Below are 21,643 nucleotides of genomic sequence, written 5' to 3'. Positions count from 1 at the left end.
ATGGCTGAGCGCACCGTCACCGTCGAGTCCGCCCACGGCCTGCACGCACGCCCGGCCTCGCTCTTCGCGCAGGCCGCGGCGAAGGCCGGCAGCCCCGTCACGATCACGAAGGGCGAGAAGCAGGTCAACGCGGCCAGCATCCTCTCCGTCATCTCGCTGGGCGTCAGCAAGGGCGACACGGTCACGATCGGCTCCGACGACGAGTCGGCGCTCGACGAGCTCGAGCAGCTGCTCGCGACCGACCACGACGCCTGATCCACGCAGCACCACCCCACCCAGCACGGAGTCATCGATGACCACCACCGCAGCACCGAGGTCTGGGGGCGCTCGCGTCGCCATCCAGAAGTTCGGCACGTTCCTCTCCGGCATGATCATGCCGAACATCCCCGCGCTCATCGCCTGGGGCATCATCACCGCCCTGTTCATCGATGTCGGCCCGTTTCCGAACGCCGACCTGGCCTCGATCGTCGGCCCGACGATCCACTACCTGCTGCCGATCCTCATCGCCGGCACCGGCGGCCGGATGGTCTACGGCACGCGGGGCGCCGTCGTCGGCGCGTTCGCCGTCATGGGCGCGATCGCCGGATCGGACGGCCTGATCGCCGCCTTCAACGAGGCGAACCCGCCCGCGCCGGGCGCGGCCGAGCTCGGCCAGGTGCACATGTTCATCGGCGCGATGATCCTCGGGCCGCTCTCGGCCTGGGTCATGCAGCAGCTCGACAAGCTGTGGGACGGCAAGGTCAAGGCGGGCTTCGAGATGCTCGTCAACATGTTCTCGGCGGGCATCCTGGCCTTCCTCATGGGCCTGTTCGGCTTCTTCGTCGTCGCCCCGGTCGTCAACTGGATCATGGACGTCATCGGCGGCGCGGTGGGCTGGCTGGTCGAGACGGGCCTGCTGCCGATCGCCTCCGTGCTGATCGAGCCGGCGAAGGTCTTCTTCCTGAACAACGCCATCAACCACGGCGTCCTCACGCCGCTGGGCACGACGGATGTCGCCACCGACGGCAAGTCGATCCTGTTCCTGCTCGAGGCGAACCCCGGCCCCGGCCTCGGCCTCCTGCTCGCCTTCGCCGTCTTCGGCATCGGCGCCGCGAAGGCGACGGCTCCCGGTGCGGCGATCATCTCGTTCGCCGGCGGCATCCACGAGGTCTACTTCCCCTACGCGCTGATGAAGCCGACGCTGATCATCGCGCTCGTGCTCGGCGGCGCCTCCGGTGTCGCGACGAACATGCTGCTCGGCACGGGCCTGGCGGGCCCGGCGGCTCCCGGCAGCATCTTCTCGGTCGGTGCCCAGGCGTTGCTGGTCGGCGGAGGCAACCTCGTGGGCGTGCTGCTCTCGGTCGTCATCGCCGCCGCGGTCACCTTCGCGGTCGCCGCCGTCATCCTGCGCGCCTCCCGCAAGCGCGACCTCGAGCGCGAGGCCGCCGGCGGCGACGAGCTCGCCGCCGCCGTGGCCAAGACCGAGGCGGCGAAGGGCAAGAAGTCCGAGCACCTGTCGAACCTCTCGGCGGCGGCGGGCGGCGGCGCGGCAGCCGCGCCCGCGGTCGACGCGACGGCAGCGCCCGCGGCGACCTCGCCCATCCGCACCATCGTCTTCGCGTGCGATGCGGGCATGGGTTCGAGCGCCATGGGCGCGAGCGTGCTGCGCAGCAAGATCAAGAAGGCCGGCATCGAGGGCGTCACGGTCACGAACGTGGCGATCGCGAACCTCGACGGTTCGGAGGACCTGATCGTGACGCACCAGGACCTTACGGCCCGCGCGCGCCAGCAGAACGATCGGGCGACGCACGTGTCGGTCGACAACTTCATGAACAGTCCGAAGTACGACGACGTGGTCGCGCTCGTCGGTGAGTCGAACGCGACCGAGTAGAGGAGCACCATGCCCGTCCTGACCATCGACCAGATCACCACGACGCCGAGCGCGACGACGAAGGACGCCGCGATCCAGGAGGCCGCAGACATGCTGGTGGCGGCCGGGGCGGTGACTCCGGAGTACGCGGACGCCATGCGCGAGCGGGAGCAGAGCGTGTCGACCTACATGGGCAACCTGCTCGCGATCCCGCACGGCACCAACGAGTCGAAGGACTCGATCCTCGACTCGGCGTTGTCGGTGGCTCGCTACGAGACGCCGATCGACTGGGACGGCAACCCGGTGAAGTTCGTGATCGGCATCGCCGGCAAGGACGGCGGGCACCTCGAGATCCTCTCGAAGATCGCGATCGTGTTCGCCGACGAGGATGAGGTGGCGAAGCTCGAGCAGGCGCCCGACGCCGCTGCGATCCTCGAGCTGCTCGGCGACGTCAACGAGTGATGCGTGCCGTCCACTTCGGCGCCGGCAACATCGGCCGGGGCTTCGTCGGGCTGATCCTGCAGCGCGCGGGCTACGAGGTCACGTTCGTCGACGTCAACGCCGAGCTGATCGCGATGCTGCAGACAGCGGATGCGTACCAGGTGCGCGAGGTGGGACCGGACGCGACCGTGCACACGGTCACCGGCTTCACCGGCATCGACTCGAGCGCCGACCCCGAGGGCGCCGCGCGGGCGGTGGCGGAGGCGGACGTCGTGACCTGCGCCGTCGGGCCGACGGCGATGCGGTTCATCGCCCCCGTGATCCGGGCCGGGCTCGCCCAGCGCGAGGGCGATCCGCTCGCGGTGATGGCGTGCGAGAACGCGATCGGCGCGACGGACACGCTGCGGGACCACGTGCTCGAGGGCGCGCCGGAGCTGGCGGAGCGCGCGGTGTTCGCGAACACCGCGGTCGACCGCATCATCCCGCCGCAGGATCCCGCCGGCCTCGACGTCGTCGTGGAGGACTTCTTCGAGTGGTCGATCGACCGCACGCCGTTCGCGGGCGCAGCGCCGACCATCCCCGACGCGCACTTCGTCGACGACCTCGCGCCCTTCATCGAGCGCAAGCTGTTCACCGTGAACACCGGCCACGCCACCACGGCGTACGCCGGTTGGAACGCGGGCGTGCCGACGATCGCCGAAGCGCTGCAGGAGCCGGAGATCCGCGCTGCGGTCGAGGCGGCGCTCGCCGACACCAGCCGCCTGCTGCTGGCGAAGTTCGGCTTCGACGCGCGAGACCACGCCGCCTACGTGGCGCGCGCGATCGAGCGGTTCGAGAACCCTGCGCTGCCCGACACCTGCGAGCGCATCGGTCGGCAGCCGCTGCGCAAGCTGTCCCGCAACGAGCGCTTCGTGCAGCCGGCCGTCGAGCTGGTCGAGCGCGGCGAGCGCGCCGACGGCCTGATCGCGGCCTACGCGGCAGCGCTCCGGTTCGACGCACCCGATGACGAGCAGGCCGTCGAGCTCCAGCGGCTGCTCGCCGAGCTCGACCCGGCTGCGTTCGTCGATCGCGTCAGCGGCGTCGGAGCCGGCGCGCTGCACGACGAGCTGTCGAGCCTGGTCGCGGCCGCGAAGGGCTGAGCGGCCGTGTCTGGCCGATCGTGCTGAGTCGTGGCACGCGCAGCCGCGGGCGCGCCAGCGCACGCCCGCGGCAGCGCCTGCTGCACGGCTGGGATTGGTCCGACCCGCGCATCGAGCTGGAGGAGCTGGCGCCGACGAGCCGAGCGCTCGTCTCCGGAGGAGCGGGCGAGCTGGTCGCCGCCCTGACGGACGCCGGCCACCGGGTGACGGTGATCGGCTCCAACCACCACCAGCTGCAGTACGCGCGGCGTCGCGTGGCCGGCGGCGACTTCGAGCCGGGCGCCGCCGAGCGCCTCATCGACCTCGGTCGCGGCATGATCAAGGCGGCGAGCCCGGCATGGACGCGCCGGCGGATGCGGCAGTTCCTGCAGGAGGGTGACCCGCTGAGGGCTGCGGAGGCCTGGAAGACGAGGCTCGACAACCGCACCCTCGCATCGATCCTGAAGACGATGCTCGGGCCCGCGGGCACGCTCTCGGCGCTCGTGCTGCGCGACTTCGCCACACCGATCCCGCCGCACTTCGACGAAGCGATCAGGGGGCGCATCGCACGAGCGCTCCGCAAGCACGCGCCGAAGGAGAACCCCTTCGCCTGGCGACTGCTGCTGGGCGAGGAGATGCCGGGGCACGCCCCGCCGCGGGTCGCGCCCGAGGCGGTCACCTGGCTGGAGGAGCCGCTGCTGGAGCACCTCGAGCGGGTCGGTCCCGGCGCCTACGACGCCGTCACCCTGTCGAACGTGATCGACGGGGCCGACGAGCGCTGGGTGCGCGACCTGCGCAAGGCCGCGCTGCGAGCGGTCGTGCCCGGCGGGCCGGTGATCGCGCGCTCCTTCGCCACGACGATGGACGACGAGTCTGCCAAGCGCGCCCGTCGCGACCGCGCGATGCTGTGGGGGAGCATCGTCGTCCAACGCGCCGGGGCGTAGGCGAGCGCCCGTCCGAGGCCCCGGCGCTCGTCCGCGCCGCACCGACACGCCCGGCTTGCACGCCAGTGCCGGATGCGCGTAGAGTTGACCGTTGGTGTCGTGCGCCCTCTGCGCGCGTCACTCGCATGACCGGCAACCGAGAAACTTGCAGAAGAAGGCTATGGGCAAAAAAGACGGCGTCATCGAGATCGAAGGCACGGTGATCGAGGCGCTTCCCAACGCGATGTTCCGCGTCGAGCTCTCGAACGGACACGTTGTGCTCGCGCACATCTCCGGCAAGATGCGGCAGAACTACATCCGCATCCTGCAGGAGGACCGAGTGATCGTGGAGCTCAGCCCCTACGACCTCAGCCGCGGACGCATCGTCTACCGCTACAAGTAACCGGCTGCTGGACAAGGAACGGCTCGCGCGCCGCGCGAGCACGAGGCCAGCGAGGAAGAGAACATGAAGGTCAACCCCAGCGTCAAGAAGATCTGCGACAAGTGCAAGGTGATCCGCCGGCACGGTCGCGTGATGGTCATCTGCGAGAACCCCCGCCACAAGCAGCGCCAGGGCTGACGCCCGGCGCTTGCGCCACCGGCGCGGACACAACCGAACATCAGCACACAGCAGCGGTCAGAGCCCTCGGAAGAGGGCGACACCTTGGGGAGAGGCCCAGGCACCTCCGCTGCTCCATACCTCTCACCACTCCCTAGGAGACACACGATGGCACGCATCGCAGGTGTCGACATCCCGCGCGAGAAGCGCGTGGAGATCGCACTGACGTACATCTTCGGCGTCGGCCGCACCCGGTCGATCCAGACGCTCGAGGCCACGGGCATCGACCGCAACACGCGCGTCAAGGACCTCACGGACGACCAGCTGGTCACGCTCCGCGACCACATCGAGGGCACGTTCAAGGTGGAGGGCGACCTCCGCCGCGAGGTGACCGCCGACATCCGCCGCAAGGTCGAGATCGGCTCGTACGAGGGCATCCGCCACCGCCGCGGCCTCCCCGTCCGCGGCCAGCGCACCAAGACGAACGCGCGCACCCGCAAGGGCAAGAAGCAGACGGTCGCCGGCAAGAAGAAGGCCGGCCGCTAGGCCGCGTGGAGGTAGAACAACATGGCAGCTCCCAAGTCCGCGGTCCGCAAGCCGCGCAAGAAGGACAAGAAGAACATCGCCGTGGGCCACGCCCACATCAAGTCGACGTTCAACAACACGATCGTCTCGATCACCGACACGACCGGGGCCGTCGTCTCGCAGGTCTCGGGTGGCGGCGTCGGTATGAAGGGCTCGCGCAAGTCGACCCCCTACGCCGCGCAGCTCGCCGCCGAGTCGGCTGCGCGACAGGCGCAGGATCACGGCATGAAGAAGGTCGACGTCTTCGTCAAGGGCGCAGGCTCTGGCCGTGAGACGGCGATCCGCTCCCTCCAGGCCGCTGGCCTCGAGATCGGCGCGATCCACGACGTGACGCCGCAGGCCCACAACGGCGTTCGCCCGCCGAAGCCGCGCCGCAACTAGTCGTTCCCGCCGGGCAGGGGGCTCACCCCTGCCCGGCCATCCGCCGTCATTGAACACGCGAGTCATATAGCGGACTCGCGACCGAAAGGAACCGACACGTGCTGATCGCCCAGCGCCCCACTGTCACCGAGGAGATCGTCTCCGAGCACCGCTCGCGGTTCACGATCGAGCCGCTCGAGCCTGGCTTCGGCTACACCCTCGGCAACTCGCTCCGCCGCACCCTCCTCTCGTCGATCCCCGGCGCTGCTGTCACCAGCATCCGCCTGGACGGCGTGCTCCACGAGTTCTCGACGATCGCCGGTGTCAAGGAAGACGTCACCGAGATCATCCTGAACATCAAGCGCCTCGTGGTCTCCTCCGAGCACGACGAGCCCGTGGTCGCCTACCTCTCGCGCCAGGGCGCGGGCACGGTGACGGCCGCCGACATCACGGCCCCGGCCGGTGTCGAGATCCACAACCCCGAGCTGGTGCTCGCGACGCTGAACGACTCGGCGAAGCTGCAGCTCGAGCTCACGATCGAGCGTGGCCGCGGCTACGTCTCGGCTGCGCAGAACCGCGACGAGTTCGCCGAGGCGGGCGTCATCCCGATCGACTCGATCTACTCGCCCGTGCTGAAGGTCACCTACCGCGTCGAGGCGACGCGCGCCGGTGAGCGCACCGACTTCGACTCGCTCGTCGTCGACGTGGAGTCGAAGCCGGCGATCTCGCCGCGCGACGCCATCGCGTCGGCCGGCCGCACGCTGGTCGAGCTGTTCGGCCTGACGCGCGACCTGAACGCCGAGGCCGAGGGCATCGAGATCGGTCAGGCTCCGGCCGAGGCCATCGGCTCGGGCGAGCTCGCGACCCCGATCGAGGAGCTCGACCTGTCCGTGCGCTCGTACAACTGCCTCAAGCGCGAGGGCATCAACACGGTGTCCGAGCTGGTGGCGCTGAGCGAGACGCAGCTGATGAACATCCGCAACTTCGGCCAGAAGTCGGTCGACGAGGTCAAGGACAAGCTCGTCGAGCTCGGCCTGTCCCTCAAGGACGCGGTGCCCGGCTTCGACGGCGCCCACTTCTACAGCGGTTACGACGAGGACGCTCGCTGAACGCGGGCCGACTGAAGAACTAGAGGGATACGAACCATGCCCAAGCCCACCAAGGGTCCCCGCCTCGGAGGCGGTCCTGCGCACGAGCGCCTGCTGCTCGCGAACCTCGCGGCTGCGCTCTTCACGCACAAGTCGATCAAGACGACCGAGACGAAGGCCAAGCGCCTGCGCCCGATCGCTGAGCGCCTCATCACGTTCGCCAAGCGCGGCGACCTGCACGCGCGTCGTCGCGTGCTCGGCGTGATCGGCGACAAGGGCGTCGTGCACGAGCTCTTCACCGAGATCGCTCCGCTCGTCGCCGAGCGCGAAGGCGGCTACACCCGCATCACGAAGCTCGGCTTCCGCAAGGGCGACAACGCGCCCATGGCGCAGATCGAGCTCGTGCTCGAGCCGGTGCAGAAGAAGGCGTCGAAGTCGAAGGCCGCCGCTGCCGCGCAGTCGGCAGCCGCCGACCAGGAGGCCGCTGAGGCGAAGGCTGCTGACGCCGAGGTCGAGGAGACCGAGGCGCCCGAGACCGAGGTCGCTGAGACCGAGGCGACCGAGCAGGCGCCCGAGGCTGAGGTCGCGGCCGACGAGGCCGCAGCCGAGGCCGCGAACGCCGAGGCCGCAGAGGCCCAGGACGTGGCGCAGGACGCCGCGACCCAGGCCGCGTCGACCGAGAACACGCAGCGCGACGGCAAGTAGGCCGTCGGAGCACGACGAAGGGGCCCCGCATCGCGCGGGGCCCCTTCGTCGTGCTCGGGCCAGCGGCCTGCCCGGGCTAGGAGCGGGAGGCCTTCGCGAGCTCGGTCGCCGCGAGCACGAGACCGAGGTGCGAGAAGGCCTGCGGGAAGTTGCCCCAGTGGTGGCCGGTGACCGGGTCGATCTCCTCCGCCAGCAGTCCGACGTCGTTGCGCATCGCCACGAGCCGATCCATGAGCGCGGTCGCGTCCTCGAGCCGGCCGGCCTGCGCCCGGGCGATGACGAGCCAGAAGCCGCACAGGATGAAGGGATGCTCGTCTCCGGAGAGGCCGTCGACGCCCGTGGTGCGGTACCGCAGCGGGATGCCCTCGACGAGCAGCTCCTGCTCGATGCGGGCGATCGTGCCCAGGAAGCGCGGGTCGTCGGCCGCGACGATGCCGATCGTCGGCAGCTGCAGGAGTGAGGCATCCACCTCGCTCGTGGCGTAGTGCTGGCGGAAGGAGCCCGTGGACTCGTCGAAGCCGCGCGTCAGGACCTCCTCGCGCAGCGCATCCCTGATGCTGGTCCACTGCTCGACGTCAGCGGCATCCGCGTCGCAGCCGCCCTGCTCGACGGCGCGCACGGCGCAGTCGAAGGCGGCCCACATCATCGCGCGCGAGTGCGTGAACATCTGCGGCTCGCCGCGCATCTCCCACAGGCCCTGGTCGGGCGTCTGCCAGTGCGTCGCCAGCTCGCTCACCAGCGCGCGCTGCATGTGCCAGGAGTCCTGCGAGTCGTCGAGGCCTCGCTCCCGCAGCCGCTCCAGCGTCAGCATCAGCTGCCCGAGCACGTCGTGCTGGCGCTGGTCGGCGGCGCCGTTGCCGATGCGCACCGGCCGCGCGCCGCCGTAGCCGGGCAGGTGGTCCAGCTCGACCTCCGGCAGCTCACGCCCTCCATCGCGGCGATACATGATCCGCATGTCCTGCGGATCGCCGGCGATCGCCCGCAGCAGCCAGTCGCGCCACAGCGCAACCTTGCCGGAGAGCTGGACCGCGAGCATCGCGTCGACGGTGAGGGATGCATCGCGCAGCCACGTGAAGCGGTAGTCCCAGTTGCGCTCGCCGCCGGGATCCTCCGGGAGCGAGGTGGTCGGTGCCGCGAGGATGCCGCCGGTGACCTCGTCGGTCAGGGCGCGGAGCACGAGGACGCTCGTCTGCACGGCCTCGAGGTAGGGGCCGTCGTAGTCGAGCGCGCGCAGCCACTCGGCCGACTCGGCGATCGTGGTCGCGACGACCTCGGCCTCGGCCACCGGTTTCGCCAGCGGCAGCCACGAGTGCTTCCACGCGAGGTCGAGGGTGATGCGCTCGCCCTCGCGGACGGTGAAGGTCGAGCGGTGCCGGTGGTCGTCGGCGACGGGCAGCTGCGGGCCGCGCAGCACGAGCCGGTCGGGCCCGGCGATCGCGACGAGGATCTCCTCGCCGTCCTCCTCCATGCGGCGGAACCAGGGCGGCACGCTCCCGTAGCCGAAGCGCACGACGAGCGACTGCTCGAGCTCGACCTCCCCGCTCACGCCCGTGATGATGCGCACGACGTCGGCGCGCTCGTCGCCGGTCGGCATCGCATCCGTCACCGTGACGGTGCCGGTCGGCGTCTCGTGGGTGGTCTCGAGCACGAGGCTGCCGGGCAGGTAGCGCCGGGTCGACGTGGCCGGCCCTGCGGGCCCGATGCGCCAGTGGCCGTGCTCGCGCTCGCCGAGCAGCGCGGCGAAGCATGCGGGCGAGTCGAAGTGGGGCAGGCAGAGCCAGTCGATCGAGCCGTCGCGGCCGACGAGCGCAGCGGTCGTGCGGTCGCCGATCAGGGCGTAGTCCTCGATGGGCAGGGGAGTGGGCATCCCGCGAGCGTACCCGGGGCGCGCTCCGCGCCCGATCCGCCCCGCGGGTCGCTCAGTACGCTAGCGGGATGCCCCGGATCCGCCTCGACCTCGCCTACGACGGCGGCGCGTTCGCGGGCTGGGCGGCGCAGCCGGGGCTGCGCACGTGCCAGGGCGAGCTCGAGCGAGCGCTCAGCACCATCGCCCGACAGCCGGTGCGGGTGACGGTCGCGGGGCGCACGGACGCGGGGGTGCACGCGAGCGGTCAGGTGGCGCACGCCGACCTGCCGGAGGGCGTCGCGATCGTGCCGCAGCTCGCCCGACGGCTGTCTCGGCTCGCGGCGCCGGAGGGCGATCTGGTGGTGCGGGAGGTGGGCGTCGCACCGGCGGGCTTCGACGCGCGCTTCTCGGCGACCTCGCGCTCCTACCGCTACCGGATCGTCGCGAGCCCGGCAGGGGATCCCCTCGAGCGCCGCACCGCCGCGCACGTGCCGCAGCCGCTCGACGTCTCGGCGATGCAGCGCACCGCGGCGGCGCTGGTCGGCCTGCGGGACTTCGCGGCGTTCTGCAAGCCGCGCGAGGGCGCGACGACCATCCGCGAGCTGCGCGACTTCGTCTGGGCGCACGAGGGCGAGGTGCTGACGGCGTCGCTGACCGCCGACGCGTTCTGCCACTCCATGGTGCGCGCGCTGGTCGCGGCGTGCGTGCGGGTGGGGGAGGGGCGACTCGGGCTCGCGCAGGCGATCGCGCTCCTCGACGAGCGTCAGCGGTCTGCGCTCACCGGGCTCATGCCCGCGCACGGCCTCACGCTCGTCTCGGTCGGCTACCCGCCGGCCGACCAGCTCGCGCTGCAGGCCGAGCGCGCGAGGGCGCGACGCAGCGCATCCGACCTCGCTCCGCCCCGCGAGGGGTGAGCGGCGATCACCCGGCAGCGCGGCCCTGCGCTCGCGACGCGCCTCAGCCGCTGACGCGCTCGCCGGTGAGCAGCGCTGCGAGCTCGTCGACGGTGTCGACGACGCGGGTCGCGCCCGCCGCCTCGAGCTCGCCGCGGCCGCCGTACCCGTATGCGACGCCGATCGAGCGCATGCCGAGCTCGCGCGCCGAGGCGATGTCGTTGACGCGGTCGCCGACCATCACGAGCTGGTCGTGCGGGAGCCCGATCGACGTGGCGGCGCGCGCGATGACCTCGGCCTTGGAGTGGCCGGCCTCGCCGTCGAGCCGCCCGTGCACGCCGCGGAAGCGCGGGAGCAGCGCGTAGTGCTCCACGACGGCCTCCGCGTCGCGCTGGATCTTGTGCGTCGCGACCGCGAGCGGCGTGCCGCGCTCGTCGAGCTCGGCGAGCAGCCGCTCGATGCCGGGGTAGAGGGAGGAGTCGACGAGTCCGCCGTCGGCCATCCTGCGGCGGAAGGCTGCGAGCGCGGAGGCGATCTCCTCGGCGGTGCGCCCCTCCTCGGCGAGCACCGTCACGAGCGGCGGGCCGAGCCAGCGCAGCAGCACGTCCTCCGCGGGCTGCTCCCAGCCGACCGCGTCGTGCATGTGGCGCAGGCTGGCGAGCAGACCGCGCTTCGAATCGGTGAGGGTGCCGTCGAGGTCGAAGATGATGCCGCTGGGTTCCATGTCCTCCCATCGTCCCAGATGTCTGATCGGCCTGGCCAGTCGTTTCGCCTCCGGCCTACACTGGTCGTCGCCGACGCCGCGCGGCGAGGAGCCGGAGGTCACGACGTGTCAGAGCAGCAGCCCGCATTCGACCAGGCCTTCCGCGGCTACGACCGCGAGCAGGTCGACGGTGCCCTCGCGGGCCTGCGCTCCGAGCTCGACGAGGTCACGCGGGCCGGCGCAGCGGCGGCGCTCGAGACAGCGGCGCGCATCCAGCACCTCAGCGAGGACCTCGACGCGGCGATCGCGCGCGCCGACCAGGCAGAGGCGCGCATGCTGCGCCTCGCGCAGCAGGTGCAGACGCTCGACGAGGAGGGCGAGGACGACGAGACGGATGCCGATGATGCGGAGGAGGGCCGGCAGACGCGCGTGCGCTTCGCCGAGATCCTGCGCGTCGCTGAGGACCAGGCGTCGTCCCTGGTCACCAACGCCTCGAACGCCTCGGAGCGGATCCTCGACGACGCGAACGCCGAGCGCGACCGCATCCGCCGCGACGCGCAGGACGAGGCGGCGCGCGTGCTGCAGGAGGCGCAGCACGAGGCAGAGCTCGCACGCCGTCGCAGCGAGACCGAGCAGACCGCGCACCGCGCGCGCATCGAGGCGGAGCTCGGCTCGCTGGGCGAGAAGGTCTCGCAGGCCGACCGCGAGGCGCAGGTGCTGCTGGGCGAGGCCGAGCGCGCTGCGGCCGCCATGCGCGCGCAGGTGCAGCGGGAGACCGACGACCTGAAGCTCGACGCCGACCGCATCGTGCGCGAGGCGAAGGCACGCCGCATCGAGCTCGACGCGGCGATCACACGACGTCAGGACGACGCGCAGCAGGAGTTCCTGCGGCTGCACAGCCAGGCGGTCGCGCACGCCGAGCGCATCACGGCCGACGCCAACGAGAAGGTCGCGTCGGCGCTCGCGCACGCCGCCCACGTCGCCGAGCAGTCGGAGGCCTACGAGCGGCTCTCGAAGGCGCAGGCCGCGCAGATCGAGGCGAGCGCGAAGGCGCGCGCCTCGGCGATGCTCGACGAGGCGCGGCAGCGCTCGCAGGCCATCGTCGACTCCGTGACCAAGCACACGAAGGATGTGCTGCGCGACGCCGAGGATCGCACGCGGTCGCTGCGCTACCAGCAGACGCAGCTGCACGGCTTCATGGCGGAGGTGCAGTCGCTCATGCACGTCGCCGACGCCGCCGACCCGCGGACGTGGGCCGACGAGGGTGCGGCGACGGGCGGGGGAGCGGCGAGCGCAGCCGGAGCCGGCGCGTCGCCCGCGAGCCTCGCCGCCGACCGGGGCGCGCAGGACGCGCCGGACGCGGCCGGCGTGCCCGCGGTCGCCGCCGAGGATCGCGTGGTCGTGCCCGACTCGCACACCGCGTCCGACCAGGGCGCCGACCCGCTCGCCGACCTCGCGCTGCAGGTGGACGAGGCGCTCGAGGGCGAGCCGGTCGACGAGCCGGCGACGCGCGAGGAGGTCGTCGAGGTGGTGTGGCACGAGGACGACGAGGCCTACGACCCCTCGATCGATCGCTGATCCCGCGACACCGCCGGCCATCGGCCACCCGCGCGTGCTCCGATCCGGCTTGACTGCTGCGCTCCAGCGCGCGTATGCTCGATCCTTGGTGCGCACAGCCTGTGCGTGCCCGAATGAGCCCTCCACCGGATCGTTCGCGCCGCGTCGCCGGCCGAACACCTCGGAGTGGGATTCACGACCATCCATTCGATCAGTGAGGCATCAATGACTCGCACGTATTCGCCCAAGGCGGCGGACGTCCAGCACAACTGGATCGTCATCGACGCCACCGACGTGGTGCTCGGCCGCCTGGCCAGCCACGCAGCTGCCATGCTCCGCGGCAAGCACAAGCCGACGTTCGCCCCCCACATGGACATGGGCGACTTCGTCATCATCGTGAACGCCGACAAGGTCGCGCTCACGGGCCAGAAGCTGCTCAAGAAGGTCGCCTACCGCCACTCGGGCTACCCGGGCGGCCTCAAGGCCACCAACTACGCAGAGATGCTCGAGCGCTTCCCGGTGCGCACGGTCGAGAAGGCGATCCGCGGCATGCTGCCGAAGAACTCGCTCGGCCGCGCCCAGATCAAGAAGCTCAAGGTCTACGCAGGCCCCGAGCACCCGCACGCGGCGCAGCAGCCGACCCCCTACACGTTCGACCAGGTCGCCCAGTAGGGCGCGAGGAGACACCAGACATGGCGAAGATCGCAGACTCCATCGAGGCTCCCGAGAGCTTCTCGACCGAGACGCCGGCAGCTGAGGCTCCCAAGGCGCCCCGCGTCGTCAACATCGGCGGCCAGGCCGTCGGCCGTCGCAAGCAGGCCATCGCCCGCGTGCGCCTGGTCCCCGGCTCCGGCTCGTTCACCGTGAACGGCCGCACCCTCGAGGACTACTTCCCGAACAAGCTGCACCAGCAGCTGATCAACGACCCGTTCACGCTCCTCGAGCTCACGGGCAGCTACGACGTGATCGCCCGCATCTCGGGCGGCGGCCCGTCCGGCCAGGCCGGCGCGCTGCGCCTCGGCATCGCGCGTGCGCTCAACGAGATCGACGTCGAGAACAACCGACCGGAGCTCAAGAAGGCCGGATTCCTCTCGCGCGACGCTCGCGTCATCGAGCGCAAGAAGGCCGGCCTCAAGAAGGCTCGCAAGGCGCCGCAGTACTCGAAGCGCTGATCCATGTCGCGCCTGTTCGGCACGGATGGGGTTCGGGGCCTGGCAGGCCTGGACATCACTGCGGAATCGGCGATGGCGCTCGCACAGGGCGCCGCTCTCGTGCTCGGGCGTCACGCCCGGCAGGATGGGCGGCGCCCTGTCGCCGTCGTCGCGCGCGATCCGCGCGTGTCGGGTGAGTTCATCACCGCAGCGGTGTCGGCGGGTCTCGCCTCGAGCGGCGTCGACGTGCTCGACGCCGGGGTGATCCCGACGCCGGCGGCCGCCTACCTGGTCGCGAGCATCCACGCCGACTTCGGCGTGATGGTCTCGGCCTCGCACAACCCCGCACCCGACAACGGCATCAAGTTCTTCGCCACCGGCGGGCGCAAGCTGCCCGATGCGGTCGAGGACGAGATCGAGACCGCGCTCGGCGGTGCTCCGCTGCGCCCGATCGGCAGCGAGGTCGGCACGATCCGCCGCTTCGCCGACGCCGAGGACCGCTACCTCGTGCACCTGCTCGGCACGCTCGACGTCAGCCTGGACGGGCTGCACGTCGCTCTCGACTGCGCCCACGGCGCGGCCGCTGGTGTCAGCCCGCAGGCCTTCGCCGACGCCGGGGCGAAGGTGACCGTGATGGGCAACGACCCTGACGGCATCAACATCAACCGAGAGGTCGGCTCGACCCACCTCGAGCAGCTGCGCGAGCTCGTCGTCGCATCCGGCGCCGACCTCGGCATCGCTCACGACGGGGACGCCGACCGCTGCCTCGCGATCGATGCGCAGGGCAGCGTCATCGACGGCGACCAGATCATGGCGATCCTCGCGGTCTCGACGAAGCGTCGCGGCCTGCTGGCCGACGACACCCTCGTCGCGACCGTGATGTCGAACCTGGGCCTGAAGGTCGCGATGGATGAGCACGACATCTCGCTCGTGCAGACCGCCGTCGGCGACCGCTACGTGCTGGAGGCGCTGCGCGAGTACGACCTCTCGCTCGGCGGCGAGCAGTCGGGGCACATCATCTTCTCGGCGCACGCCACCACGGGCGACGGGATCCTCACGGGGCTGCAGATCGCGGCGGAGATGGCGCGCACCGGCAAGGCGCTCAGCGAGCTCGCCTCGGTGATGCAGGTCTTCCCGCAGGTGCTCATCAACGTCACGGGCGTGGATCGACTGGGCCTGCGCGGCAACCGGCCGATCGCCGACGCCGTGGCGCGCGCGGAGGCCGAGCTCGGCGATCACGGTCGCGTGCTCCTGCGCCCCTCGGGCACCGAGAAGATCGTGCGCGTGATGGTCGAGGCCTCCGAGCAGCACATCGCGCAGACCATCGCCGACGAGCTCGCGGACCTCGTGCGGTCGGAGCTGAGCGTCAGCGCCTGAGCACTGCCGGCGGCGTCACCGCCGCCGAGCGCGATGACGGCCCGAGTAGCGATGAGGGGCGGGGATCCACCGGAACCCCGCCCCTCTCGCGTCGACCGCTACTCGAGCGGGATGCTGCGCGTGGGCTCGTTGGTGCCGGCGCGGATCGCGCGCTGCCGCCCGATCCGGGCGATGACGAACAGCACGCTGCCGACGACGACGTAGCAGCCGGCGATCAGCCAGGTCTGCAGGCTCTGCTGCGTGAGCAGCGCGATCGAGGCGATGAGCGCCAGCACGGACACGATGCGCGGTGCCGTGAAGTGCTTGTGCGCCACCTTGTCCTTCTTCAGCACGAGCACCGAGATGTTCGCGGAGATGAACACGAGCACGAGCAGCAGCACCGTCGTGTCGGCCAGCGTGCCGACGTCGCCGACGAAGGACATCGCCATCGTGACGACACCCACCACGACGATCGACACCCACGGGGTGCGGCGCTTGGGCAGCACTGCGCCGAACGCGCGCGGCAGCAGCTTCGCCTCCGCCAGGCCGTAGGTGGCGCGCGAGGCCATCACCATGAACAGCAGGGCGCCGTTGCCGATCGCGACGAGCGCGATGATGGCGAAGAGCCACGGCGGGAAGGCGAGGCCGGAGGCCTCGATGACCTCGAGCAGCGGGCCCTCGGAGTTCGCGAGCTGGTCGAGCGGCACGACGATCGCCGCGCCGAGCGCGATGAGCAGGTAGACGACGGCCGCGGTCAGGATGGCGCCGAAGAGCGCCCGGGGGTAGGAGCGGCTCGGGTCCTTCACCTCCTCGGCCATGTTCGCCGCTGCCTCGAAGCCGAGGAACGAGAAGAAGGCGGTGATGGTGGCGGCGAACGCCCCCGTCATCGGCGGCACGCCCTCGGCGAAGGTCGTCAGGCGCGAGGGATCGCCCCCGCCGGAGCCGAACACGATCGCGGCGACCGCGATGATGATGATGAGCCCCGTCATCTCCACCACGGTGGCACCCACGTTGGCGATGAGCGACTCGCGCACGCCGCGCAGGTTGATGATCACGAGCAGCGCGATGAAGCCGATCGCGACCGGGATGGTGGGGATGCCCGGCACCAGCGCCTGCAGGTAGTCGCCCGCGAACGCGTTCGCGAGGGCCGCCGAGGTCGTGATGCCGGAGGAGAGCATGAGGAAGCCGATGAGGAAGGTCACGAAGGGCTTGTCGAACGCGCGCTCGGCGAAGCGCGCAGCGCCGCCAGCGTGGGGGTACTTCGTGATCAGCTCCGCGTACGTGCCGGCCGTCAGCAGCGCCAGGATCAGCGCCAGCCCGAGCGGCAGCCAGATGACGCCGCCGACGTCTTGCGCGATGGTGCCGACGAGCGTGTAGATGCCGGCGCCGAGCGTGTCGCCGACGATGAAGAAGAAGAGCAGGAGCGTGGTGATGCCGCGCTTGAGCTTCGTGCCGGAGGGCGATGGTTCTGCGACTGTGGGAAGCGCCATAGTCGCCAAGCGTGCCACGCGGTCGCTGAGCGCGCGCCTACGGATTCCACAGGTTCGCGATCCGGCTCGAGGGCGCGCGCAGCGCGGCGCCGCATCGGCGCGCCGAGCGTCGCGTCCTCAGGCGTGCCGCGCCCGGAACGCGGCGACGTTCGTGCGCGACTGGCAGGTGGTGGAGCAGAACCGCCGGGAGCGGTTGCGCGAGAGGTCGAAGAACATCCGATGGCAGCGGTCGTCGCCGCAGCGCTTCAGCCGAGCCGTGTCGTCGGTGCGCACGAGGTCGGCGAGCGCCATCGCGGCGTTGACCGCGATCGCATCCGAGATCGGAGCCCCCGCGGGCAGCCCGTGCAGGTGCCAGTCGAAGTCGTCGTGCCTCACGAGGTGCGGCCGCGCGTCGCACTGCTTGAAGACCCGGTTCGCGCTGGTGGCGATCGCGTCGCGATCCGCGTCCCACATCGCCTCAAGGGTGCCCAGGTGCGCCCAGGTGGCCTCCGCGTCCGCCCTCGTCGCGCCGCTCGAGCCCGGGAACCCGAACTCGACGCACATCGCCTTGAGCGCCGAGGCGGTCTCGAGCTCCCCCTCGCGCCGACGGTTGCACAGCGCAGCGGTGAACTCCAGGGTGCGCACGAGCTCTCGGGGGTGGGGCAGCGTCACGGAACGTCCTCGGTTGTGCTCACGGCCGTCAGGCCATACGGTCGTGACATGCGTGCCCCGACGTGGTGAGCACGATCGTAGTCGCTCTCCCTAGCGGGTCACCATGCCGTCTCGTCGCCCCCTCGGCCTCGCGCTCGCGCTCGCCAGCGCCGCCTCCTTCGCGCTCTCCGGCATCTTCGCCTCGGCGCTCCTCGACGCCGGGTGGAGCGCGGGCGCGGTCACGCTGCTGCGCATCGGCGGCGGCGCGCTCGTGCTGCTCGCGCCCACGCTCTGGCTGCTGCGCGGCCGGTGGGATGCGGTGCTGCGGTCGTGGAAGGAGGTCCTCGTGCTCGGCGTGCTGGCCGTCGCGCTCTGCCAGCTGGCGTTCTTCGCCGCGGTCGCCTTCATCGACCCCTCGCTCGCCCTGCTCATCGAGTTCCTCGGCCCGGTGCTGCTGGTCTTCTTCACCTGGGCGACCACCCGTCGCGCCCCGGCGGCGCTGACCCTGGCGGGCGCGGGGGTGGCGCTGCTCGGGCTGGCCCTGGTCTCCGGCATCGGAGGCGAGGCGCTCCACCCGCTCGGCGTGCTGCTGGCGCTCGGCGCCGCGGTCGGCAACGCCGGGTACTGGGCCGCCGCCTCGAAGGCGGACTCCGAGCTGCAGCCCATCGCGCTCGCGGGGCTCGGGCTCATCGTCGGCGCGATCGTGCTCGGCCTCGCCTCCGCCACGGGGCTCCTGCCGTTCGCGGCGAACGCATCGCCGGTGGTGCTCGCGGGCGCGACGGTGCCGTGGTGGGCGGCGATGCTCATGCTCGTGCTGCTCGCCACCGCCTGCTCGTACGTGCTCGGCATCCTCGGAGCGCGGAGGCTCGGCGCGACGCTGGCGAGCTTCGTCGGCTACTCGGAGCCCATGTTCGGCATCCTCTGGACTGCGCTGCTGCTCGCCATCCTGCCGAGCGGCATGCAGTGGGCCGGTGCCGCGGCGATCCTCGCAGGCGTGCTGCTCGTGCGGCTCGGGCAGGTCGGCAGGCCGCGCACGACGCGCGGGCCCGCGATCGTCGAGGGGATCCCGCCCGCCTAGCGCCTGCGTCGATCGGTGCGACCCGCGTGCCCGCGCTCGCCGGAGGGGGCCTCAGACCTTGCGGAGCAGAACGGAGCGGATGGTGTGGTCGTCGGCCTTCCGGAGCACGAGGTCGGCGCGGGGCCTGGTCGGCAGGATGTGCTCGACCAGGTTGGGGCCGTTGATCGAGTCCCAGATGTCCTCCGAGTGGATCCGGGCTCGCTCGCGCGACATGTCCGCGAAGCGGTGGAAGTAGGACTGCGGATCCTGGAAGGCGCTCTGCTTGAGCGCCCAGAAGCGGTCGATGTACCACTCCCTGATCGCGCTCGTGCGCGCATCCACGTAGATCGAGAAGTCGAACAGGTCGCTGACCGCCAGGTGCGAGCCCGCCGGCGGCGGCTGCAGCACGTTCAACCCCTCGACGATCAGGATGTCGGGGCGCCGCACCACGATCTCCTCGCCCGGCACGATGTCGTAGGTCAGGTGCGAGTACACCGGCGCCCGCACCTCGGCCTCGCCCGACTTCACCCGCGAGACGAAGCCGAGCAGGGCACGGCGGTCGTAGGACTCCGGGAAGCCCTTGCGCTGCATCAGGCCCCGCTCCTCGAGCACGCGGTTCGGGTGCAGGAAGCCGTCGGTGGTGATGAGCTCGACGCGCGGCGAGCCCTCCCAGCGGCGCAGCAGCTCTTCGAGCAGGCGAGCGGTCGTCGACTTGCCGACCGCGACGGACCCGGCCACGCCGATCACGAAGGGCGTCGGATGCGCGGTGGCGCCGAGGAAGCCGTAGGTGTCGCGGTGGAGGCGCGCGGTCGACTCCTGGTAGAGGCTCACGAGCCGCGACAGCGGCAGGTAGACCTCCGCCACCTCCCGCAGCTCGAGCCGGTCGCCGAGGCCGCGGAGCCTGCGCACCTCATCCTCGGTCAAGGGGTTCGGGGTGCGCGGCGAGAGGCGAGCCCAGTCGGCCCGCTCGATCTCGACGAACGGCGACTGGATCGGGTGTGACACGCGTTGGAGCCTACCGCCGGTAGGATCGTCGGCATGTGTGGAATCGTCGGGTACACGGGTCAGCGCGGCACCGTGGAGGTGCTGCTCGAAGGCCTCAGCAGGCTGGAGTACCGCGGCTACGACAGCGCGGGCATCTCGGTCCTCGACGGCGACAGCGTCGCCCTGCGCAAGAAGGGCGGCAAGCTCGCCGTGCTGCGCGGCAGCCTGGAGGATGCGCCGCTGCCCGATGAGGGCGCCGGCATCGGTCACACCCGCTGGGCGACGCACGGCGGCCCGACCGATGAGAACGCGCACCCGCACCTGGGTGACGACGGCAAGCTCTCCCTCATCCACAATGGCATCATCGAGAACTTCGCCGCGCTGCGGGCCGAGCTCGAGGCCGCGGGCGAGACCTTCTTGAGCGAGACCGACAGCGAGGCGGCCGCGAAGCTCGTCGGCCGCGCGTTCCGCGAGACCGGCGACCTCACCGCGGCGATGCGCCAGGTGGTCGCGCGCCTCGAGGGGCAGTTCACGCTGCTCGCCGTGCACGCCGAGCAGCCCGGCGTCGTCGTCGGCGCGTGCCACAACTCGCCGCTGCTGGTCGGCTACGGCGACGGCGAGCACTTCCTGGGCAGCGACGTCAGCGCCTTCGTGAAGTTCACGCCGCGCGCCGCCGCCCTCGACAACGACCAGATCGTCACCATCACCGCCGACAGCGCGACCGTCACCGACTTCGACGGCGGCCCGCTCGAGCCGAAGCGCTTCGAGGTCGACTGGGACGCCACCGCCGCCGACAAGGGCGGCTGGTCGTCCTTCATGGCGAAGGAGGTCGCCGAGGGCCCCGAGGCCGTGGCGAACACGCTGCGCGGCCGCCTGACCGAGACGGGCGTCGACCTGGGCGAGCTGGGCGTGCTCGACGACGAGGTGCTGCGGGGCATCACCCGCATCGTGATCGTCGCCTGCGGCACCGCGAACTACTCGGGGCTCGTGGGCAAGTACGCCATCGAGACGTGGTCGCGCGTGCCGGTCGAGGTCGACCTGGCGCACGAGTTCCGCTACCGCGACCCGATGCTCGACGCGCACACCCTCGTCATCTCGATCTCGCAGTCGGGCGAGACGATGGACACGAAGATGGCCGTGCAGCACGCGAAGGCGCAGGGCGCTCGCACGCTGTCGATCTGCAACACGCAGGGCGCGACGATCCCGCGCGAGTCGGAGGCGGTGCTCTACACGCACGCCGGCCCCGAGGTCGCGGTCGCCTCCACGAAGGCGTTCCTGGCGCAGGTGATCGGCCAGCTGCTCTTCGGCCTCCACCTGGCGAAGGTGCGCGGCACCATGACCGACGAGGCCATCGCCGAGGTCGTGCGCGAGCTCAAGGAGCTGCCGGAGGAGCTCGAGCAGGTGCTGTCGGAGCAGTCGGCGGTGCACGAGCTGGCGCACTGGATGAGCGACACGCGCTCGGTGCTCTTCCTCGGCCGCCACGTGGGCTACCCGGTGGCCCTCGAGGGCGCGCTCAAGCTCAAGGAGATCAGCTACATCCACGCCGAGGGCTTCGCCGGCGGCGAGCTGAAGCACGGCCCGATCGCGCTCATCGAGCCGGGCCAGGTCGTGTTCGTCGTGGTGCCGAGCCCGCGCAACGAGCCGCTGCTGCACTCGAAGATCATCAGCAACATCCAGGAGATCCGAGCGCGCGGCGCCCGGGTCATCGCGGTGGCCGAGGCCGGCGATGCGGCGGTCATGCCGTACGCCGACCAGGTGCTGCGCGTGCCGCTCACGCTGCCGATGCTGGAGCCCGTGCTGCAGGTCGTGCCGCTGCACATCTTCGCGCTCGAGCTCGCGACCGCCAAGGGCCTCGACGTCGACCAGCCGCGCAACCTGGCGAAGTCCGTCACGGTCGAGTGACCACGTCGGTCTGCGCGTGACCGAGCTGAGCGTGACCGAGCTGAGCGTGACCGAGCTGAGCGTCAGGAGCCAGCCGTGATCGTGGGGCTCGGCGTCGACGTCGTCGACCTCGCGCGCTTCGAGCGCGCGATCACGCGCACGCCCCGGCTGCGCGAGCGGCTCTTCGCGCGCGAGGAGCTGCTCGCCGACGGTCAGCCCCGCTCGCTCGCCTCGCTCGCCGCGCGCTTCGCCGCGAAGGAGGCGGCGCAGAAGGCGATCGGCACCGCCGCCGGCGCGCGCTGGATCGACTACGTCGTGCTGCAGGCTCCCGACGGGAAGCCCTCGCTCGAGCTGCGGGGCGCCGCCGCAGAGCGCGCGACGGCCATCGGCGCAGCGCGCCTGCACGTCTCGATGAGCCACGACGCCGGCGTCGCGACGGCGACCGTCATCGCGGAATCCTGAGGCGC

The 21,643-nt window shown here is 71.4% G+C and carries 24 protein-coding genes; 19 read left to right on the top strand and 5 right to left on the bottom strand.

The window, feature by feature from the left end:
* The 11 genes from AA0Z99_RS09595 to rplQ all read left to right on the top strand — a co-directional run bounded on the left by AA0Z99_RS09595 (position 1) and on the right by rplQ (position 7,628).
* On the top strand, positions 1-255 hold the full coding sequence (locus AA0Z99_RS09595) for an HPr family phosphocarrier protein (protein WP_413316868.1): 255 nt from the start codon (positions 1-3) through the stop codon (positions 253-255).
* Between the two features lie 37 nt (positions 256-292).
* Positions 293-1,870, top strand: coding sequence for a PTS transporter subunit EIIC (locus tag AA0Z99_RS09590; RefSeq protein ID WP_413316867.1), 1,578 nt, complete (start codon positions 293-295; stop codon positions 1,868-1,870).
* 9 nt (positions 1,871-1,879) lie between these two features.
* Complete coding sequence (locus tag AA0Z99_RS09585) at positions 1,880-2,311, top strand: PTS sugar transporter subunit IIA (RefSeq protein ID WP_413316866.1); 432 nt, start codon at positions 1,880-1,882, stop codon at positions 2,309-2,311.
* Positions 2,311-3,429 (top strand): mannitol-1-phosphate 5-dehydrogenase, encoded by a 1,119-nt coding sequence (locus tag AA0Z99_RS09580; protein WP_413316865.1) that lies wholly within the window; start codon positions 2,311-2,313, stop codon positions 3,427-3,429. The genes AA0Z99_RS09585 and AA0Z99_RS09580 overlap by 1 nt, the downstream gene beginning before the upstream one ends.
* Before the next feature lie 20 nt (positions 3,430-3,449).
* Positions 3,450-4,352 (top strand): hypothetical protein, encoded by a 903-nt coding sequence (locus tag AA0Z99_RS09575; RefSeq protein ID WP_413316864.1) that lies wholly within the window; start codon positions 3,450-3,452, stop codon positions 4,350-4,352.
* A gap of 160 nt (positions 4,353-4,512) precedes the next feature.
* The gene (gene infA, locus AA0Z99_RS09570; protein ID WP_413320829.1) at positions 4,513-4,734 is read left to right on the top strand and encodes a translation initiation factor IF-1; all 222 of its coding nucleotides are present in this window, start codon (positions 4,513-4,515) and stop codon (positions 4,732-4,734) included.
* A gap of 63 nt (positions 4,735-4,797) precedes the next feature.
* Complete coding sequence (gene rpmJ / locus AA0Z99_RS09565; protein WP_008361054.1) at positions 4,798-4,911, top strand: 50S ribosomal protein L36; 114 nt, start codon at positions 4,798-4,800, stop codon at positions 4,909-4,911.
* Positions 4,912-5,058: 147 nt separating this feature from the next.
* A complete protein-coding gene (gene rpsM, locus AA0Z99_RS09560; protein ID WP_413316863.1) occupies positions 5,059-5,436 on the top strand; it encodes a 30S ribosomal protein S13 in 378 nt (125 codons plus the stop codon).
* 21 nt (positions 5,437-5,457) lie between these two features.
* Positions 5,458-5,856, top strand: coding sequence for a 30S ribosomal protein S11 (rpsK, locus tag AA0Z99_RS09555; RefSeq protein ID WP_072312767.1), 399 nt, complete (start codon positions 5,458-5,460; stop codon positions 5,854-5,856).
* A 98-nt stretch (positions 5,857-5,954) separates the two neighbouring features.
* Entirely contained in the window at positions 5,955-6,944 is a 990-nt protein-coding gene (locus AA0Z99_RS09550; RefSeq protein WP_413316862.1) for a DNA-directed RNA polymerase subunit alpha, read from the top strand.
* Positions 6,945-6,980: 36 nt separating this feature from the next.
* The gene (gene rplQ, locus AA0Z99_RS09545) at positions 6,981-7,628 is read left to right on the top strand and encodes a 50S ribosomal protein L17 (RefSeq protein ID WP_413316861.1); all 648 of its coding nucleotides are present in this window, start codon (positions 6,981-6,983) and stop codon (positions 7,626-7,628) included.
* A gap of 76 nt (positions 7,629-7,704) precedes the next feature.
* Here the strand turns inward: rplQ and AA0Z99_RS09540 are convergent, their stop codons facing one another.
* Positions 7,705-9,495, bottom strand: a complete 1,791-nt coding sequence (locus AA0Z99_RS09540; protein WP_413316860.1) for a glycoside hydrolase family 15 protein — start codon at positions 9,493-9,495, stop codon at positions 7,705-7,707.
* A 68-nt stretch (positions 9,496-9,563) separates the two neighbouring features.
* Here AA0Z99_RS09540 and truA point away from each other — a divergent pair, with 68 nt between their 5' ends.
* The gene (truA, locus tag AA0Z99_RS09535) at positions 9,564-10,388 is read left to right on the top strand and encodes a tRNA pseudouridine(38-40) synthase TruA (RefSeq protein WP_413316859.1); all 825 of its coding nucleotides are present in this window, start codon (positions 9,564-9,566) and stop codon (positions 10,386-10,388) included.
* Between the two features lie 43 nt (positions 10,389-10,431).
* On the opposite strand, the gene AA0Z99_RS09530 is transcribed toward truA, so the two are convergent.
* Positions 10,432-11,091 carry an HAD hydrolase-like protein gene (locus tag AA0Z99_RS09530; RefSeq protein ID WP_413316858.1) on the bottom strand — a complete coding sequence of 220 codons (660 nt, stop codon included), beginning with the start codon at positions 11,089-11,091 and terminating at the stop codon, positions 10,432-10,434.
* 105 nt (positions 11,092-11,196) lie between these two features.
* Between AA0Z99_RS09530 and AA0Z99_RS09525 the strand changes: the two genes are divergently transcribed.
* From AA0Z99_RS09525 to glmM, 4 genes are all read left to right on the top strand, one after another.
* Positions 11,197-12,648, top strand: coding sequence for a cell division initiation protein (locus tag AA0Z99_RS09525; RefSeq protein ID WP_413316857.1), 1,452 nt, complete (start codon positions 11,197-11,199; stop codon positions 12,646-12,648).
* A 204-nt stretch (positions 12,649-12,852) separates the two neighbouring features.
* Positions 12,853-13,299 carry a 50S ribosomal protein L13 gene (rplM, locus tag AA0Z99_RS09520; RefSeq protein ID WP_413316856.1) on the top strand — a complete coding sequence of 149 codons (447 nt, stop codon included), beginning with the start codon at positions 12,853-12,855 and terminating at the stop codon, positions 13,297-13,299.
* Positions 13,300-13,319: 20 nt separating this feature from the next.
* On the top strand, positions 13,320-13,799 hold the full coding sequence (gene rpsI / locus AA0Z99_RS09515; RefSeq protein WP_413316855.1) for a 30S ribosomal protein S9: 480 nt from the start codon (positions 13,320-13,322) through the stop codon (positions 13,797-13,799).
* A 3-nt stretch (positions 13,800-13,802) separates the two neighbouring features.
* Positions 13,803-15,155: a phosphoglucosamine mutase gene (gene glmM, locus AA0Z99_RS09510; RefSeq protein ID WP_413316854.1), complete on the top strand. Its 1,353-nt coding sequence runs from the start codon at positions 13,803-13,805 to the stop codon at positions 15,153-15,155.
* A 98-nt stretch (positions 15,156-15,253) separates the two neighbouring features.
* Here glmM and AA0Z99_RS09505 read toward each other — a convergent pair whose 3' ends face one another.
* Both AA0Z99_RS09505 and AA0Z99_RS09500 read right to left on the bottom strand, forming a co-directional pair.
* Positions 15,254-16,624: an APC family permease gene (locus tag AA0Z99_RS09505; RefSeq protein WP_413316853.1), complete on the bottom strand. Its 1,371-nt coding sequence runs from the start codon at positions 16,622-16,624 to the stop codon at positions 15,254-15,256.
* Between the two features lie 117 nt (positions 16,625-16,741).
* Entirely contained in the window at positions 16,742-17,275 is a 534-nt protein-coding gene (locus AA0Z99_RS09500) for a CGNR zinc finger domain-containing protein (protein ID WP_413316852.1), read from the bottom strand.
* A gap of 103 nt (positions 17,276-17,378) precedes the next feature.
* Here AA0Z99_RS09500 and AA0Z99_RS09495 point away from each other — a divergent pair, with 103 nt between their 5' ends.
* Positions 17,379-18,332 carry an EamA family transporter gene (locus AA0Z99_RS09495; protein ID WP_413316851.1) on the top strand — a complete coding sequence of 318 codons (954 nt, stop codon included), beginning with the start codon at positions 17,379-17,381 and terminating at the stop codon, positions 18,330-18,332.
* Between the two features lie 51 nt (positions 18,333-18,383).
* On the opposite strand, the gene coaA is transcribed toward AA0Z99_RS09495, so the two are convergent.
* Positions 18,384-19,316 carry a type I pantothenate kinase gene (coaA, locus tag AA0Z99_RS09490; protein ID WP_413316850.1) on the bottom strand — a complete coding sequence of 311 codons (933 nt, stop codon included), beginning with the start codon at positions 19,314-19,316 and terminating at the stop codon, positions 18,384-18,386.
* A gap of 33 nt (positions 19,317-19,349) precedes the next feature.
* On the opposite strand from coaA, the gene glmS reads away from it, so the two are divergent.
* Together glmS and AA0Z99_RS09480 are read left to right on the top strand one after the other, a co-directional pair.
* A complete protein-coding gene (glmS, locus tag AA0Z99_RS09485; RefSeq protein WP_413316849.1) occupies positions 19,350-21,197 on the top strand; it encodes a glutamine--fructose-6-phosphate transaminase (isomerizing) in 1,848 nt (615 codons plus the stop codon).
* A gap of 75 nt (positions 21,198-21,272) precedes the next feature.
* Positions 21,273-21,638 carry a holo-ACP synthase gene (locus tag AA0Z99_RS09480; RefSeq protein ID WP_413316848.1) on the top strand — a complete coding sequence of 122 codons (366 nt, stop codon included), beginning with the start codon at positions 21,273-21,275 and terminating at the stop codon, positions 21,636-21,638.
* Positions 21,639-21,643: the final 5 nt, after the last annotated feature.

This window comes from Agrococcus phoenicis (assembly GCF_047302415.1).
In the GTDB taxonomy this organism is placed as follows: Bacteria; Actinomycetota; Actinomycetes; order Actinomycetales; family Microbacteriaceae; genus Agrococcus.
This window is presented reverse-complemented; position numbering and strand designations above follow the sequence as displayed.